Here is a 15474-nt window from a genome sequence, read left to right as displayed (position 1 = left end):
ATCCGGGGAACTCGCCATGCGCAATCTCGTTCTGACGTCCATCGTGGCTCTTGCCGCCGCACCGGCCTTCGCGTCCTCGATCGAGGTGGTCGGCGCCGATGCGGTGAAGGGCGACAGCATCGTCGTCATCTCGTGCGCCGACTGCCCGGTCCCGCTCCGGCAGGAAAAGAAAACCTATGTCGTGCCGCAGGTCGCACCCGGTGAGCAGGCGGCCGAGATCGTCGAAATCAACGGCGAAAAGAAACTGAAGCGGGTCGAATCCTGGATGGGTGGCTCGCCGGTGGTTTTCATGAGCACGGCCGAGGGCTGGACGACCGACGGCTCCAGGATCGCCGCGGCAGCGCCGCAGAGCGACGGCATCGACACCCAGGCCACGACCGCCGCCCTGCCGGTCAAGGCCGATGGCAACGCCATTCCGGCCGATATAACCGGCCAGGGCGCCTCCCGGCCCCTCGACCTGACGAATTTCCAGTTGCGGCTGAACTGAAGCCGCAGGCCTTCCCTGCCCCACCCAGCCTCACGATCCGGGCTGATCGGGCCTGCCGCGTCAATGCGGCGCAAGCGCCCCGGCCCAACCGGGGCGTTTTGCTGCTTCGGAACAGGAAACCGGCCCTAAATCCGTCGGTGACGACCTGCCAAGGCAGGCGCCGCAAGGCATATGAGAAAAGTCGAATTTATTCATTAAATCCCGATAGTTAGACTATACTGCACAATAGTATCGCCCGCGACTAAAACCCTCCTATTTTTTGGGGTTTATTTGTTGCCGGCCCGATATAATTCAAATTTTACACACCTCCCCGCATCTTCGCTCCATAACCCGGAAGCCGCATGATGCATGTGCACTGGCGAGTGCAGAGGAACCTCGCGAGATTGGCAGGACGCCGCCGGACCCTTTTCATTGAGTGAGGACCTATGAAAAATCTGAAGATTTCCCGCCAGTTGCTTGGGTTGATCGGCGCCCTGATGATTGCATTCGGTATCGCGACCTATTTCCAGATCAGTTCGGCAGCGGACGCAATCTATGCCGAGCGCACCGACATGCTGCGCACGCAGGTCGAATCCGGGCTTGCTATCTTGCAGGCTTATGAAGACCGCGCCAAAGCCGGCGAGATGACCCAGGACGAGGCCAAGGCCCAGGCTTTCAGAACGCTGACCGCGATCAAGTACGAGCCGAACGGCTATCTTTTCGGTCTCGACTATGACGTGACCATGGTCTTTCACCCCGTGCAGAAGCAGGTTGGTCTGAGGCAGGCCGGCCAGCCCGACAAGATGGGCAACCTCTTCCGGGAAGAAATGATCGACAAAGCCCGCAAGGGCGGCGGCGTTACCGAATATTACTGGGAGAAGCCGGGAGACACCAGCGGCGAGGTTCACCTGAAGGCCGCCTACAGCCGCGCCTTCGAACCGTGGAAGATCGTGATCGGAACGGGCGTCTATATCGACGACCTCCAGGTCAAGATCAATGCGATGATCTGGAAGGCCCTGACGATCGGCGGCAGCGTCGCAGTGATCGGCCTTGCGGCTGCATGGTTCGTCATCCGCGGCATCACGCTGCCGCTGAAGGCGATCCACAACGCGCTGGAGGAAGTCGCCAACGAGAATGTCGATATCGCCATTCCGCACACCGACATGGGCAATGAAGTCGGCATGATGGCCAAGGCCACCGAGGAACTGCAGGAAAAGGTGCGCGAGCGGCATGCGCTTTCCGCCCGCCAGGAAGAGCAGCAGATGCAGCTCGACAGCGAACGCCAGCAGAATGCCGACATGCAGCGTTCCGAAGCCGAGCAGCAGGCCCGTGTCGTCTCGACCATCGGCCAGGCGCTGGAACAGCTTGCGCAGGGGGATCTCACCGTCCGCTGCGGCGATCTCGGCGTGAAATATTCCGGCCTGCGGGACAATTTCAACGAGGCGCTCTCGCATCTCGAGGCAGCCATGGCCAAGGTCAACGCCAAGGGCGTGGACATCGGGGGCTCCAAGGAGGAGATCCGGCGCGCCTCCAACGAGCTTTCCCAGCGCACCGAACGGCAGGCGGCAAACCTCGAGGAAACCTCGGCCGCACTCGACGAGCTGACGGTCGCGGTTCGCCAGACTGCCGAGGGCGCCCAGGAAGCGGCAAAGCGCGTCAATGCGGTCTCGACCGAAGCGTCCCGCTCGGACGCGGTCGTCGCCCAGGCGATTTCTGCCATGAGCGGCATCGAACACTCCTCCTCGGAGATTTCGAAGATCATCGGCGTGATCGACGAGATCGCCTTCCAGACCAACCTTCTGGCGCTCAATGCCGGCGTAGAGGCGGCGCGTGCCGGCGAAAGCGGCAAGGGCTTCGCGGTCGTCGCCCAGGAAGTGCGCGAACTCGCCCAGCGGTCGGCTGCGGCCGCCAAGGAAATCAAGGAACAGATCTCGCGGTCGTCCGATCAGGTGCAGAACGGCGTGCAACTGGTCGGAGAGGCCGGCGAAGCGCTGAAGCGCATTTCCGGACAGATCAAGGCGGCGAGCGACATCGTCAGCAAGATCGCCCATTCCGCATCGGAACAGGATACCACGCTGCGCTCGATTTCCTCGTCGATGAACCAGCTCGACGCGGCGACCCAGCACAATGCAGCGATGGCCGAGGAGACCACGGCTTCGGCCGAGGCGCTGGCCAACGATACCGAGGAACTGCTGAACCTCATCCGAGGCTTCCGGGTTTCCGGCAGCTCATCGTCCGGCCTCGGCGGCATGGCCCAGAAGATGCGCATGGCCGGCTGAAGCGTTATCCGACAGAAGAACTCAGGCCGCCTGGGTAATCCCGGCGGCCTTTTGCTATGTCGCTGGCATCAAAAATTGATGCGATGCGATATATTTAGAAGTTTATTTAATATTGTCGTGTAACAATCCTTGCTGAAGTGCGATGCAGCACCGTTATGCGCGCAGGAAGCGCCGAAACCATTTCGGTTGCACGGTCGCGTAGGCTCAAGCTGAGGTACCGCCGACCGACAATCCTTTGTCTGTGGGGCGAAATGAAAAACCTGAAAATATCGATGCAGCTGATCCTGATTGTCGGGGGTTTGATGGCTGCATTTGCCGTCGCCACCTTCTTCCAGGTGCGCGCCTCCTCCCAAGCGATCTACCATCAACGCTACGAACTTCTGAGGACGCAGGTCGAAACGGCCATCTCCCTGATGAAGACCTATGACGATCGGGTCAAGGCAGGAGAGCTCAAGCTGGAAGATGCCAAAACCCAGGCATTTGCCGCTCTGAACCAGCTGAAATTCGATCCCGACGGCTACTTCTTCGGCTATGACTATGACGTGGTTCTGGTGTTCCATCCGACATCCAAATCTGTCGGCCAGAGCAACAAGGGCAAGGGCGACCCAACTGGCTATGCCTATCGTGACGAACTGGTCCGGCTCGGCCAGAACGGTGGCGGCTATGTCGAGTTCATCGGTCCGAAGCCCGGCCACCCGGTGGACGATTACAGCTTTCCCAAGGCAGCATACGGCAAGGCCTTCGAGCCCTGGAAGATCGTGGTGGTCACCGGTCTTTATACGGACGACCTGAAAGCCGAGGTCAATGCCTCGATCTTCAAGGCGATCTCTGTCGGTCTCGTCGTCTTCGTTGTCGGTCTCGGCGCGTCTTATTACGTCATTCGCGGCATCTCCCGGCCGCTCGGCGCGATCCACAAGGCGCTGGAAGCAGTCGCCGACGAGAATACTACGATCGCCATTCCGCATGCCGACATGAGCAATGAAGTCGGCATGATGGCCAAGGCCACCCTCTCCCTGCAGGAGAAGATCCGCGAGCGCCACGCCATGGCCGAACGCCAGGCCCAGCAGGATGCGGCGATCAGCGCCGAGCGCCAGCGGAACATCGACATGCAGCAGGCCGACGCCGCGCAGCAGGCAGAGGTCGTCGCCACCATCGGCGCGTCGCTGGAACAGCTGGCCCATGGCGACCTGACCGTGCGTTGCGCCGATCTCGGTCCGAAATACGCAACGCTCCGCGACAACTTCAACGAAGCGCTTTCCCGTCTCGAAGAGGCGATGGCCCGCGTCAACCTCAAGGGCAACGACATCGCCATCAGCAAGGAAGAGATCCGCCGCGCATCCGGCGAACTTGCCCAGCGCACCGAACGGCAGGCGGCAAACCTCGAGGAAACCTCGGCTGCTCTCGATGAGCTGACGGTTGCCGTTCGCCAGACGGCGGAAGGCGCGCGTGAGGCCGCAAGCCGCGTCAACGCGGTCTCCTCCGAAGCCCGACAGAGCGATGCCGTTGTCGCCCAGGCGATTTCCGCCATGAGCGGCATCGAGCAGTCCTCGAACGAAATCTCCAAGATCATCGGCGTGATCGACGAGATCGCCTTCCAGACCAACCTTCTGGCGCTCAATGCCGGCGTCGAGGCGGCCCGTGCCGGCGAAAGCGGCAAGGGCTTTGCGGTCGTCGCCCAGGAAGTGCGCGAACTCGCCCAGCGGTCGGCTGCAGCGGCCAAGGAAATCAAGGACCAGATCGCCCGCTCCTCGGCCCAGGTCGAACAGGGCGTGCAACTGGTCGGCGAAGCGGGCGAAGCGCTGAAGCGCATTTCCGGTCAGATCGAAAGCGCCAACGACATCGTGTCGAAGATCTCCTACAGCGCACAGGAACAGGACACGACGCTGCGCTCGATCTCCGCTTCGATGAACCAGCTCGATACCGCCACGCAGCAGAACGCCGCCATGGCGGAGGAAACCACGGCTTCGGCCGAGGTGCTGGCCAACGATACGGGCGACCTGCTCGAACTGATCCGCAGCTTCAGGGTCTCCGGCTCGCAGGAGAGCAACCTCTCCGACATGGCGAACCGCATGCGCATGGCAAGCTGAGCCGTCTTTACCCCTTGAACGCGGGGGCGTGAGGGAGCCGTCGGACGATGTATGTCCGGCGGCTTTTTATTTGCTTCAGGAATAGATGCGTCTGGAGCGTCTCCCGTGATGATTGGGCATGTACGCAATGACAGCTCCGAGCTTGCGGCTTACCCCTTCTGACCGGCAGACCGCTTTACCTGCTATTTGCGAAGACGCTCAGCCAGCGCATCGATTTCGTGATGGGAAAACACGTCTATCCCTGACCGGCGGAAAAGCGCTGCGGTCACGCCATTGCCCGCATGCTTGCGACCGGCGAACGAGCCGTCGTAGATCAGGCCCGATCCGCAGGAGGGGCTGCCGTCGATCAGCAGCGCGAAGGCGCAGCCATTGTCTCTTGCGAAGGCGAGCGCCCGTTCGGCACCGGCGATGAATTCCGCCGTCACATCGCCGCCCGTCGCCTCGACGACGCGGGCCTTGCCGTCCAGCACATCTTCGCCGGTAAGCCCGTTCTCGATCTCGGCGGGCGGGCGCGGGGTCGGCAGGCCGCCGGCCTGCTCTGGACAGAAGCCGACGAGCCGACCTTCTGCCGACCACCGCTCAATGGCGGGATGCGACAACGGCTTGCCCTTGCCGTCGTAGCGGACCGGGCGACCGAGCAGGCACGCGCTGATGAGGATGGCCGAAGACATGCGACTTCCATTACGCCGAGCGACACACAAACACCATAGCAAACCGTCTTGACTCGCACGACAATTGGTACTTATGTACCAATGTACCTAGATGAAAATGAGCCTATCATGCCCATGATTGCGAAGACGCAGGTGGAGCGCATCCAGACCGGTATCCGGCTGGAAAAGCGCCTGGTCAAAGTTCTCAAGGCGCTCGCTGAACACAAGGATCTGACACTCGGCGATCTGGTCGAGGGGATCGTGCTGCACGCCTTCGAGGGCAAGAAACCGTTCTCGGACGATACGATCGAGGTGATAACCCGCCTGAAGGCGATCTATGACCTCGACCTGACGTCCGAAGACAGCCACCTGCTCTCCGACCGCAAGGGAGAATAGCGCCACGATCAGTCCTGTGTCCCATATAGCTCCAGCAAAGGACAGGATATGTTCACACCGCAACACGACGACCAGCAACACACGATCCGTCTTCCCATGCCGCCTTCGCGCTGCTTCGGCTTCTTCACGCCGGAGGGAGAGCGTTTGTGGGTGGAAGACTGGAACCCGATCTACTACCACCGCCCCGCAGGCGACAGCCTCGAGGGAACGGTGTTCTCCACCGCCCACGACGGCGCCGTCACATGGTGGACCGTGGTCCACCATGATATTGCGCGCGGCACAGTCCGCTACAATCGCCTGACGCCCGGTGTGCGGGCGGCCATCGTCGATGTCGAATGCGCACCTGCCGGCGACGGCAGCGAAGTGACCGTCCGATACCGGCAGGTCGGACTTGACGACAAGGGCAACGATCTCGTTCGGCAGATGGGCGGCGCAGCCTTTCGGACGATGATCGAGACGTGGGAGAAACGTATCTCGGCCCTGCCGGCAGTTGCCGACCCCACCTGAGAGAAGCCCCCGCTTGCGGGGGCTCGGACTGCAGACAAACTCTTCACGGACTGTATCTTGCGATCCGACGGCGCTTCGCCCACTGCCGTCTTCCCGGCCTTGAGCCGGGAACCAGCGCGATCAAGGCCTTGATCGCAAAGAGCCTTGCGCGCGACGGACATCGCGCCGCCGTCATGCCGGAACAAGTCCGGCATGACGGCGGAGAGATTTTCCGTCTTTGTCGCGGTCTAAGCCTCTCGACAGGCAGCCTTTCACCGGCGCATGTCCAGCGAAAACGGAGCTGCCTTCAACGCTCCATGCCTTTTTAACCACGCAATTCCGGACGCAAAACCGGTTCCTACTTTTGCCGGAATTGCCGGTTTCCTTCCACGCAATTCCGGACGCAAAACCGGTTCCCACTTTTGCTGGAATTGCCGGTTTCCTTCCACGCAATTCCGGACGCAAAACCGGTTCCCACTTTTGCTGGAATTGCTCCGGATCACCCCGTGATCTTCGAGAAGTCCGCGACCGTAGCCGTTGCCTCGCGGATGGCCTTCAGCAGCGCCAGGCGGTTTGCCCGGATGGCCGCATCCTCGTCATTGACCAGCACGTCGTCGAAGAACGTGTCGACGGGCGCGCGGAGCTTCGACAGGGCCTGCATGGCGGAGCGGAAATCCTCACTCGCGACGGCATCGGCCGCTTCCGCGCTCGCCACCTTGATGGCGGCGAAAAGCGCCCGTTCGGCGTCGAGCTTCAGGAGCGCATCCGACACGGCATCGGCAACCACGGTGCCCTTCTTCTCTTCGGCGGCCAGAAGCTGGGTCGCACGCTTGGTGCCGGCCAAAAGGTTCTTGCCGTCCTCGGAGGTGATGAAGGCGGTCAGCGCCTCGGCACGGCGGGCCACCATCAACAGATCGTCGGCCTCCGGCGTCAGCACGGAATCGATGATGTCATGGCGCGCGCCCTGATCGCGCAGGTAGACCTTCAGGCGGTCATGGAAGAAGGACAGGAGGTCGGCGGTGTAACGTCGCGCTTCACTCTTCATAAATGCTGGACGTTCGGCCTCACTAAACCCGTAACCACCACCGGAGTTCGCCACGCAAAGCTCCAGGAAGGTCTTCCCCACATACCCTCCGCCGAAGTTCTCCGGCAGTGATATGGGAGCCAAGAACGCCGATGCCGCCAATTCAAGGAGCGGAAGACGGATGCCCTTCTCGAGGATCACGCGCACCACGCCGAGCGCCGCACGGCGCAGCGCATAAGGGTCCTTCGAGCCGGTCGGCTTTTCGTCGATGGCCCAGAAACCTACGAGCGTATCAAGCTTGTCGGCAAGGGCCACCGTGATCGCGACCTTATCGTCCGGCACGCGGTCGGACGGGCCTTGCGGCTTGTAGTGATCCTCGATGGCGGTTGCGACGGAGCCGTTCTCGCCCTGCAGCAGAGCGTATTTGCGGCCCATGACGCCCTGCAGTTCCGGGAATTCGCCGACGGCTTCGGTGCGAAGGTCGGCCTTGGCCAGCACGACCGCGCGGTCGACCAGTGCCGCATCGGCGCCGACGATCGGGGCAAGTTCCTTTGCCAGCGCCCGGATACGGGAAACGCGCTCGCCCTGCGTGCCGAGCTTGGCATGGAAGGTGACGTTCAGAGCGTCGAGCTTGGCCATGCGCTGGTCGAGCGGCTTCTTAAGGTCGAGACCGAACTTTTCGGCGGAAGCCTTCAGCGTTTCCAGATCCGGCAGGTCGCCCTGGTCGCGCTTCCAGAAATGCAACGCATCCGAAAGGCGGGCGCGCACGACCTTGCCGTTACCATGCATGATCTCCTTGCCGCCATCCTTCGCCTCGATGTTGGAGACGAGAACGAAATGGTTGGAGAGGCCCTCGGTCTCGCCATGCGGGCGGGTGACGAAGCACTTCTGGTTGGTCTTGATGGTCAACCGGATGATTTCGGCCGGGATCGTCAGGTAGTCCGCCTCGAAGGTGCCGAGCAGCACATGCGGATATTCGACGAGGCCGGACACCTCTTCCAGCAGGCCTTCGTCCTCGACCAGATCGAGGCCGTTGGCGAAGGCGAGATTGGCGGCGTCCTGCGCGATAATCTGCTTGCGGCGCTCGGCATCGAGAATGACCTTCGCCTTTTCGAGGCTCGCGACGTAATCGTCGAAACGGCGAACCGTGATGGCGGCCGGCGCGTGGAAGCGGTGACCATAGGTGACGTTACCGGCGGTGATGCCGTCGATCTCGAAGGGAATGACGACGGTTTCGTCGTGATCGGAGCCGAAGGTGCAGACGATGGACTGCAGCGGACGCACCCAGCGCAACGCTTCCGTGCCCTTGCCCTCGATCCCGCCATAGACCGAACCCTTCGGCATGGAGGCCGAACCGGACCGCATGGATTTCGGCCAGGGGAAGGTGCGGATGATGCCGGGCATGACCTCGGCGATGATTTCTTCCGCCGCGCGGCCGGGCTTTTCGAGATAGGCGACGTAGAAATCGCCCTTTTTCGGATCGGTCTTGACGGTTGCCTGATCGATGGAGGTAAGGCCCGCGCCGCGCAGGAAGCCATCGATGGCGGGCTGGGGCGCGTTGACGCTCGGGCCCTTCTTCTCTTCACGGATATCGGCGGAACGAGCGGTCAGGCCGCGAATGTCCAGCGTCAACCGGCGCGGCGTCCAGTATTCGCGCGCGCCCTCGTAACTCAGGCCCGCTTCGACCAATGCATCGGTGACGAGTTTCCTGAGGTCGCCGGCAGCCTTGCGCTGCATACGGGCCGGGATTTCCTCGGAGCGGAGTTCGAGCAGAAGATCGGGCATGGGACTGACTTTATCTTTGTTGCTTAGGCTGCGGCGGACTTAGCAAGCCCGGCGCAAAAAGTCATCCATGCAATCGCGGCAAAATGCGCGATCGGTTCAAGCAATAAAGCTTATCGGCTACGCTGCACTCATCACCGGAATGGCCGCGATCTCCTGCGCCTTTGTCATCGCCGCCACCTTGAGATCATGGCTCGTCTGAAGGTTCATCCAGAATTGCGGCGTTGTATTGAAAAAGCGCGCCAACCGCAGGGCGGTATCGGGCGTCAAGGCCGTCTGTTCGGCAACCAGCCGTTCGATCCTCGTGCGCGGCACATTGAGTTTCCTCGCCAAGGCGCCAGCACTCATGCCCAGAGGCAGGAGGAATTCATCCCTTAAAATCTCTCCCGGATGCACCGGGGGCAATTCTGCGACCATGTCCCGTCCTTCCGTTGTTTCAATGATAGTCGACGATCTCGACATTCTCGGCACCTCCGTTCACCCAGACAAAACAGATGCGCCACTGATCGTTGATGCGAATGGAATGCTGCCCCCGTCGGTCGCCTTTCAAGGCTTCCAGCCTGTTTCCCGGAGGACTGGCAAGATCGTTCAGAGCGAAAGCGTTATCGATCAGGGTCAGCTTCACGATGGCACGGCGCAGAAGATCGGCCGGAAATCCTTTCGGCGCTTTTCCCGACGCGACCGCCTCAGTCAATGCAGAAGCATAAGACCTTATCAAGACGCTCTCCCAACCCGTTCAGAATGTATCATGTCGCGATACAAAACTCAACGCGATTGGTATCGGCTCAGTAGCCTACCACCCGCCGCCGCCGCCGCCACCACCACCGCCGCCGGAAAAACCTCCCCCGCCTGAGGAAAGACCCGACGACGAGCTTTTCGGTGGATCGGGAAGGGTTGAGGCGATGGTCGAGGCCATGGATGAGGAGAAACCACCGATGCGGCCACCGAAATCGCCGGGGCTTGCGCCATGATACCAGGCCGGCTGATAGGCGGCAGCCCCCGCCTCTGCCGTCGCGAGCCATGTCTCGAAGGTGCGCGTCCACGGCTTTTCCACGCCGAGCGCCACCGCATAGGGCAACAGCGTTTCGAAATGCTGCGGCGACATCTTCGGCGCGCCCTGCATGTTCATCCGGTCCTTTTCGGCGAGCGTCATGTAGATGCGCAGGCCCTCGATGCCGTCCATCAGCTTGCGGCCGAGCGGCGTCGGTGCGCTCATCAGGAAGAAGAAGAGCGCATTGACGAGCACCACGCCGCCAATGGCTGCGAGCACGCCGATCTGGTGGCTGTCCTCCAGTTCCACGAAGATCGCCAGCAGGAAGCTGGAGAAGACGGCGAACGCCACGGCGGAGATCGCCGCCAGCCCGATAATCGAGAATATGCGGACGGGAAGCGAGGCGCCCCGGCGCAACCCCTTGCCAAGCCTGACCGCAAAGCCGCCGAGAAAGACCGCGAAGAAAATCGGCACGAACATCATGCCGATGGTCTCTTCACTCAGATCGCCGAACATCAGCAGTGCGACGAAGACCGCGCCGCTCAGCACCACGCCGCCGAAGATATAGCCCGAGTTTGCACGGTAGTACTTGCCGCGATGTTCCTTCTCGATGGCCGAGCGGAACTTCTGTCCGACCGACTGCACGCGCCGGCCATTAGCCTTGTCGATCACCAGTTCCGAACCTGGTTCGCCCACTTCCGCGAGCAAGGTTGCCTGCCCTGTCGGAAGCTTGCCCTCCAGCGGCTTGTCCGTCCGGCGGATGACGATGGATTTCTCGAGATCGTCGAGGACGACATAGCCTTTCACCGCCAGATCGAGGGCGGAAGCGGATAACGCCGTCCAACCCGCGCCGGAAAAGCCCTTGTTGTCGATGTAATTGACGAGCGCCGGGGAAATGCCATCCGGCGCATCCCAGCGCGGCACGATGACGCCGCCGGCCGGATCACGCCCCACCGCCAGCCATGAGCGCAGGTAATAAACGAAGACGAGGGAGAGCCCGCCGAAGCCGATGATATTGGCGAGATTGTCGCGCAGCAGCCACCAGAGGTTCTGCTCGCCGGACGGCGCGGCGACCGCGCCTTTCGGCAGGCCGACGACGATGGTCAATCCCTGCTCGGGCAGAAGCCGGGCGGTGGTCTCGAAATAGACGCCCTCGCCCGTTCGCAACATTCGCGCGTTGCGATCCGTCGCGCCCAGATACCCCGTGTAGTAGGCCGTTTCGGTCGGCTTCACGCCTTCCGGCAAAACGACGGTGGCCGACGCTTCATTGATGGGAAACCGCCAGCCATTGCCGGTCACGTTCCAGTAGAGTTCGTCGTGATCGTCGAAATAACGGATCTGTCGGGCGGTGCGGTAGGCGATGCGATAGGTGTAGTCGCCGGGAGCGAGAAAGGTGTCGGCGGAACCGGCATAGATGCGGATGCCGCCTGAGATGTTTTCGGTGTGCCAGGCTTCCGTCTCGCCATCCCGTTCCACCGACAGGAGTTCGAAATCGACCTTGGTGCGGCGTCCCTTCGCGTCCTCGGCGTAAAGCGGAAAATCGCGGAAGATGCCGCGGCGGATCTCATTGCCCTCGGCTCGGACCGTGATGGTTTCCGTGACCTCGAGGCCGGCATCCGCGGAAACGACGATTTGCGCATCGTAGCTGCGGATGAATTCCGCTGCCGCGGCAAGGCCGGGCGAGAGCGCGAGCAGGCAGGCGAAGCCGAAGGCGGCGAGCAGGCGAACGGACATTACCGAGGCTCCGAAGCGGCTTCAGAACTTCACTGTCGGCACGGCGCGGTCGGCCTCGTTGGCAATCTCGAAATAACCCGCTTTGCCGAAGCCGAAATTGCGGGCGACGAGGTTGGACGGGAAGCTGTCGACCTTGACGTTCAGATCGCGGGCGGCGCCGTTATAATAGCGGCGCGACATCTGTATCTCGCCCTCGATGGTCTCCAGCGACTTCTGCAGTTCGAGGAAGTTCTGGTTGGCCTTGAGATCGGGATAGGCTTCGGCAAGCGCGATCACCCGGCCAAGCGCCTGACCGAGCAGGCCTTCCGCCTGGGCACGACCGGCGACATCGCCCGAGGGCACCGCCTGCGCCCTGTTGCGCAGTTCGACCACCTCTTCGAGCGTGCCCTTTTCATGGGCGGCATAGCCCTTCACCGTCTCGATCAGGTTCGGGATCAGATCCGCGCGCCGCTTCAGCTGCACGTCGATACCCGACCATGCCTCCTCTGTCATCTGCCGGGATTTGACGAGGCCGTTATAGACATAGACAACGTAAAGGGCGACGGCGGCAAGAATAACGAGGATCGTGAACATGAAATGGGGCTCCCAGCTTTGACGGGCGCAGGTTAACCGGTTGCACCGTCAAAGTCATGATGCATCGAACGGTCGCGCCAAGAATGGGACGGAAGTGTCGGCGGCATGCCAGCGTGTGTCGAGAAGACCTAGGCTTCCTGCGCGGCAGGCCTGATCAGCCAGTCGGGCTCGTAAACCTCCATGCCGATCTCCTTGCGCCACCTGCCGAACGACGCGATCCACGCGCTCTCGGCATCCAGCGCAATAGCAAAGGGGAGATAGCGTGCATAAGTTTCGACCGACATCGCGGGACCCGAGATTTCGCCCAGAATATAGCGGCGCAGGAGGAAGACGTTGTCGCGCAATTGCCTCTGCTTGGAAGAGGGCACACGCCGAAGCAGGGAGACCACGACCAAACCGATGACATGCAAACCGATTGCTATCGCATATGGTCGTTCATCAGCTCCAAGCGGATAGCCGGCAACGTAGATCAACGCCCAAACTGTCCCGATAGGCACGCCAATCGCCAAGCTTAAGTTCTGCTTGAGGCGTTCCCTCTCGCTTGTTGGACCAGGTAAACTCGATGGGCGCAATATCTTGGTGAGGGCAACAAGTGGCAGGACCAACAACATGCAGCCTGCGAATGTAACGGTCAAAAGGCCTGCGAAATAAGCGGTGACAGCGCCCGAGGCCACGATGCAAAGCATTGTGTAGATGGAGTTGGCGGCTCTCTGACTGTCGTACTGTCTGTACTCGCGATCAGCCGCATTGAGCAGTTCCGGCCCCACCCCATCAAAGACGTCGAAAACGCGACGGAAGCCCCCGTGGCTTGGTGCCTTGAGAATACGGTTTCGTACTATACCTGTCGAAGAAACGGAGCCGGGCAGCAGTCGCGAGCCGAGCTTTCTCTCGTCCTCCGGCATCGGATCGCCTACCGCCCTGAGATCATAATCAAGCCCGGAAATGCGGAAATTGCCCTCAATCGCCAGCTTGCAGACGCAAGCCCGAAATGCAGGCATGCTTGCCCGCTGTTGCCAGTCGTAGGCGATGAAGGCAGCAACGGTAGGCGATACCTTTTCAAAAACTCCCGTATCGAGTTTCGAAGGCGGCATTCGCGTCGACTGGTAATAGGCCAACACGATGACAAGCAGATACGACAATGCAATCAACGGCCCAGCTAGACTGAAGAAAACAAGCACCTTGTCGGTTGCCCACCAATATACAGCATCGGCGGCCGTTGCTGCGGCAAAGGTTCCCAACGGATATTCGATCTCCAAGTCAAGCGGCGTGCGATCAGCGTTTCGCGTATTGAAGGAAATCAGAAATTCGTTCGGCCCCATGCTCCTGACTTCGTAGCCCAGATCGGCACTACCGCTCGAAAGGAGTTTTCCGCCCGCCGGCACGGTCAACTTGACCTTTTTCTCCGCGCGAAGGTCGTGGATGCTTCCCAGATAAGCAGGCAGAGCAAGGATCTGACGCCCCGCCTCCTCGCGCACCAACCTGCCGAGCCGGTACTCGATCCCGATCTCGTTCATCCCGACCGGCAGGTCCGGACTGCAACGCTTGCAATGTCTCTCGCCGATATAGATCGAGCGGCCCCGGACTCCATTTTCGAGGGAGTAGTGTTCGTCACGCCCCTCGCGGCGCGCGGCCAACAACAGGAAGTCTCTCCAATGGGCGCCCCCCTCCCCGTCGACGAAACGCTGGGGTATGTCGACATAGACACCGCCGTAATTCTGCGGAACCAGCGCCCTGACGATAAATGTCTCCGACACGCGCGCGAAACCGTCGCGGGACACGGTAACGGTGCTCTCGGCGGAGCGCACGGAGAACTCCTCGTCGAAATCATTGCAGGCGGTCAGAAGCGGCAGCAAGGCGATGAGGAGAAGCCATGCGAAAAGACGTCTCCACTTACCCGGCAGAGTAACGAACGGGGAAGGCTCGGGAAAAGGGGCGTGTTTCAAAGAAGATACCGAATCTATGCTTGAAAGTATGACGGCCGAGAAGACAATGTCTTCCCGGCCGTTGCAACTTGAAATAAGTGTAGATCCGGCCGCGCGAGCGAAATTCGCCTGCCGCCTCTGCCTGTGTCAGGCAGCCTTGCCGAAATTTGCGCCGCCTGCATCCGTGAGCAGGAAGGCCTCGCCGCAGGCCTTGGCGAGCGTGCGGACGCGCAGGATGTAGCTCTGGCGTTCGGTGACCGAGATCACGCCGCGAGCATCCAGCAGGTTGAAGACGTGCGACGCCTTGATGCACTGGTCATAGGCCGGAAAAACGCATTTGTGCAGCATCTGGTTGGCATTGTCACCCGGCGCACCGGCGGCCAGTAGCGCCTGGCATTCCTTCTCGGCATCGATGAAGTGGCGGTGCAGCATTTCGGTGTTGGCATATTCGAAGTTATGACGGGAATATTCCTGCTCGGCCTGCAGGAAGACCTCGCCATAGGAAATCTTTTCGTCGCCTTCGCGGCCGTTGAAGTTCAGGTCGTAGACGTTGTCGACGCCCTGTACGTACATGGCTAGGCGTTCGAGACCGTAGGTCAGTTCGCCAGCGACCGGCGAGCATTCGATGCCGCAGACCTGCTGGAAATAGGTGAACTGGCTGACTTCCATGCCATCGCACCAGCATTCCCAGCCGAGGCCCCAGGCGCCGAGCGTCGGGCTTTCCCAGTCATCCTCGACGAAGCGGATATCGTGCAGCAGCGGATCGAGGCCGATGGCCGCGAGCGAGCCGAGGTAGAGTTCCTGCAGGTTCGACGGGTTCGGCTTCAGGATGACCTGATACTGGTAATAGTGCTGCAGGCGGTTGGGGTTTTCACCGTAGCGGCCGTCGGAAGGACGGCGCGAGGGCTGGACATAAGCCGCCTTCCACGGCTTGGGACCGAGCGCGCGCAGCGTCGTCGCCGGATGGAAGGTACCGGCGCCGACTTCCATGTCGTAGGGCTGGAGAACCGCGCAACCCTTGTCGGCCCAGTAGTTGTGCAAGGTCAGGATCAGGGCCTGAAACGAGCGCTTGGGGTCCATATGC

13 protein-coding genes are annotated in these 15474 nt (G+C 61.3%); 5 read left to right on the top strand and 8 right to left on the bottom strand.

The annotated features are described in order from the left end of the window. Positions 1-16: 16 nt before the first annotated feature. From ACLBKR_RS02800 to ACLBKR_RS02790, 3 genes are all read left to right on the top strand, one after another. On the top strand, positions 17-487 hold the full coding sequence (locus ACLBKR_RS02800; protein ID WP_113486471.1) for a plant virulence effector HPE1-like domain-containing protein: 471 nt from the start codon (positions 17-19) through the stop codon (positions 485-487). Between the two features lie 425 nt (positions 488-912). Then, on the top strand, positions 913-2745 hold the full coding sequence (locus tag ACLBKR_RS02795) for a methyl-accepting chemotaxis protein (protein ID WP_113439505.1): 1833 nt from the start codon (positions 913-915) through the stop codon (positions 2743-2745). Positions 2746-2996: 251 nt separating this feature from the next. Next, positions 2997-4832, top strand: coding sequence for a methyl-accepting chemotaxis protein (locus ACLBKR_RS02790; RefSeq protein WP_112828984.1), 1836 nt, complete (start codon positions 2997-2999; stop codon positions 4830-4832). Between the two features lie 182 nt (positions 4833-5014). Here ACLBKR_RS02790 and ACLBKR_RS02785 read toward each other — a convergent pair whose 3' ends face one another. Further along, the gene (locus tag ACLBKR_RS02785; RefSeq protein WP_113466817.1) at positions 5015-5503 is read right to left on the bottom strand and encodes a DUF523 domain-containing protein; all 489 of its coding nucleotides are present in this window, start codon (positions 5501-5503) and stop codon (positions 5015-5017) included. Between the two features lie 108 nt (positions 5504-5611). On the opposite strand from ACLBKR_RS02785, the gene ACLBKR_RS02780 reads away from it, so the two are divergent. Together ACLBKR_RS02780 and ACLBKR_RS02775 are read left to right on the top strand one after the other, a co-directional pair. After that, complete coding sequence (locus ACLBKR_RS02780) at positions 5612-5878, top strand: hypothetical protein (RefSeq protein ID WP_244714295.1); 267 nt, start codon at positions 5612-5614, stop codon at positions 5876-5878. Positions 5879-5926: 48 nt separating this feature from the next. Then, positions 5927-6385 carry an SRPBCC family protein gene (locus ACLBKR_RS02775; protein WP_113439507.1) on the top strand — a complete coding sequence of 153 codons (459 nt, stop codon included), beginning with the start codon at positions 5927-5929 and terminating at the stop codon, positions 6383-6385. Between the two features lie 478 nt (positions 6386-6863). Here the strand turns inward: ACLBKR_RS02775 and glyS are convergent, their stop codons facing one another. From glyS to ACLBKR_RS02740, 7 genes are all read right to left on the bottom strand, one after another. Beyond that, complete coding sequence (gene glyS, locus ACLBKR_RS02770) at positions 6864-9173, bottom strand: glycine--tRNA ligase subunit beta (protein WP_113466816.1); 2310 nt, start codon at positions 9171-9173, stop codon at positions 6864-6866. A gap of 117 nt (positions 9174-9290) precedes the next feature. Continuing rightward, positions 9291-9587, bottom strand: coding sequence for a HigA family addiction module antitoxin (locus ACLBKR_RS02765; protein WP_112828980.1), 297 nt, complete (start codon positions 9585-9587; stop codon positions 9291-9293). Between the two features lie 19 nt (positions 9588-9606). Continuing rightward, on the bottom strand, positions 9607-9888 hold the full coding sequence (locus ACLBKR_RS02760; RefSeq protein WP_112828979.1) for a type II toxin-antitoxin system RelE/ParE family toxin: 282 nt from the start codon (positions 9886-9888) through the stop codon (positions 9607-9609). 75 nt (positions 9889-9963) lie between these two features. Next, a complete protein-coding gene (locus tag ACLBKR_RS02755; RefSeq protein WP_113339479.1) occupies positions 9964-11895 on the bottom strand; it encodes a DUF2207 domain-containing protein in 1932 nt (643 codons plus the stop codon). Between the two features lie 21 nt (positions 11896-11916). Beyond that, positions 11917-12468 carry a LemA family protein gene (locus ACLBKR_RS02750; protein WP_112830974.1) on the bottom strand — a complete coding sequence of 184 codons (552 nt, stop codon included), beginning with the start codon at positions 12466-12468 and terminating at the stop codon, positions 11917-11919. A 128-nt stretch (positions 12469-12596) separates the two neighbouring features. Continuing rightward, positions 12597-14321, bottom strand: a complete 1725-nt coding sequence (locus ACLBKR_RS02745) for a DUF2207 family protein (protein WP_162757945.1) — start codon at positions 14319-14321, stop codon at positions 12597-12599. Between the two features lie 216 nt (positions 14322-14537). Next, positions 14538-15470, bottom strand: a complete 933-nt coding sequence (locus tag ACLBKR_RS02740) for a glycine--tRNA ligase subunit alpha (RefSeq protein WP_113339485.1) — start codon at positions 15468-15470, stop codon at positions 14538-14540. Between the last annotated feature and the right edge of the window lie 4 nt (positions 15471-15474).

Origin of the sequence: Paenirhizobium cremeum (assembly GCF_047553425.1) — a bacterium.
Classification (GTDB): Bacteria; Pseudomonadota; Alphaproteobacteria; order Rhizobiales; family Rhizobiaceae; genus Allorhizobium; species Allorhizobium cremeum.
This window is presented reverse-complemented; position numbering and strand designations above follow the sequence as displayed.

Bases quoted from the DNA above. Each gene is read 5' to 3' on its own strand.
- ACLBKR_RS02755 (WP_113339479.1), bottom strand. From the start codon at position 11,895: ATGTCCGTTCGCCTGCTCGCCGCCTTCGGCTTCGCCTGCCTGCTCGCG.
- ACLBKR_RS02800 (WP_113486471.1), top strand. From the start codon at position 17: ATGCGCAATCTCGTTCTGACGTCCATCGTGGCTCTTGCCGCCGCACCG.
- ACLBKR_RS02740 (WP_113339485.1), bottom strand. From the start codon at position 15,470: ATGGACCCCAAGCGCTCGTTTCAGGCCCTGATCCTGACCTTGCACAAC.
- ACLBKR_RS02750 (WP_112830974.1), bottom strand. From the start codon at position 12,468: ATGTTCACGATCCTCGTTATTCTTGCCGCCGTCGCCCTTTACGTTGTC.
- ACLBKR_RS02765 (WP_112828980.1), bottom strand. From the start codon at position 9,587: ATGGTCGCAGAATTGCCCCCGGTGCATCCGGGAGAGATTTTAAGGGAT.
- ACLBKR_RS02790 (WP_112828984.1), top strand. From the start codon at position 2,997: ATGAAAAACCTGAAAATATCGATGCAGCTGATCCTGATTGTCGGGGGT.
- glyS (WP_113466816.1), bottom strand. From the start codon at position 9,173: ATGCCCGATCTTCTGCTCGAACTCCGCTCCGAGGAAATCCCGGCCCGT.
- ACLBKR_RS02775 (WP_113439507.1), top strand. From the start codon at position 5,927: ATGTTCACACCGCAACACGACGACCAGCAACACACGATCCGTCTTCCC.
- ACLBKR_RS02785 (WP_113466817.1), bottom strand. From the start codon at position 5,503: ATGTCTTCGGCCATCCTCATCAGCGCGTGCCTGCTCGGTCGCCCGGTC.
- ACLBKR_RS02795 (WP_113439505.1), top strand. From the start codon at position 913: ATGAAAAATCTGAAGATTTCCCGCCAGTTGCTTGGGTTGATCGGCGCC.
- ACLBKR_RS02780 (WP_244714295.1), top strand. From the start codon at position 5,612: ATGCCCATGATTGCGAAGACGCAGGTGGAGCGCATCCAGACCGGTATC.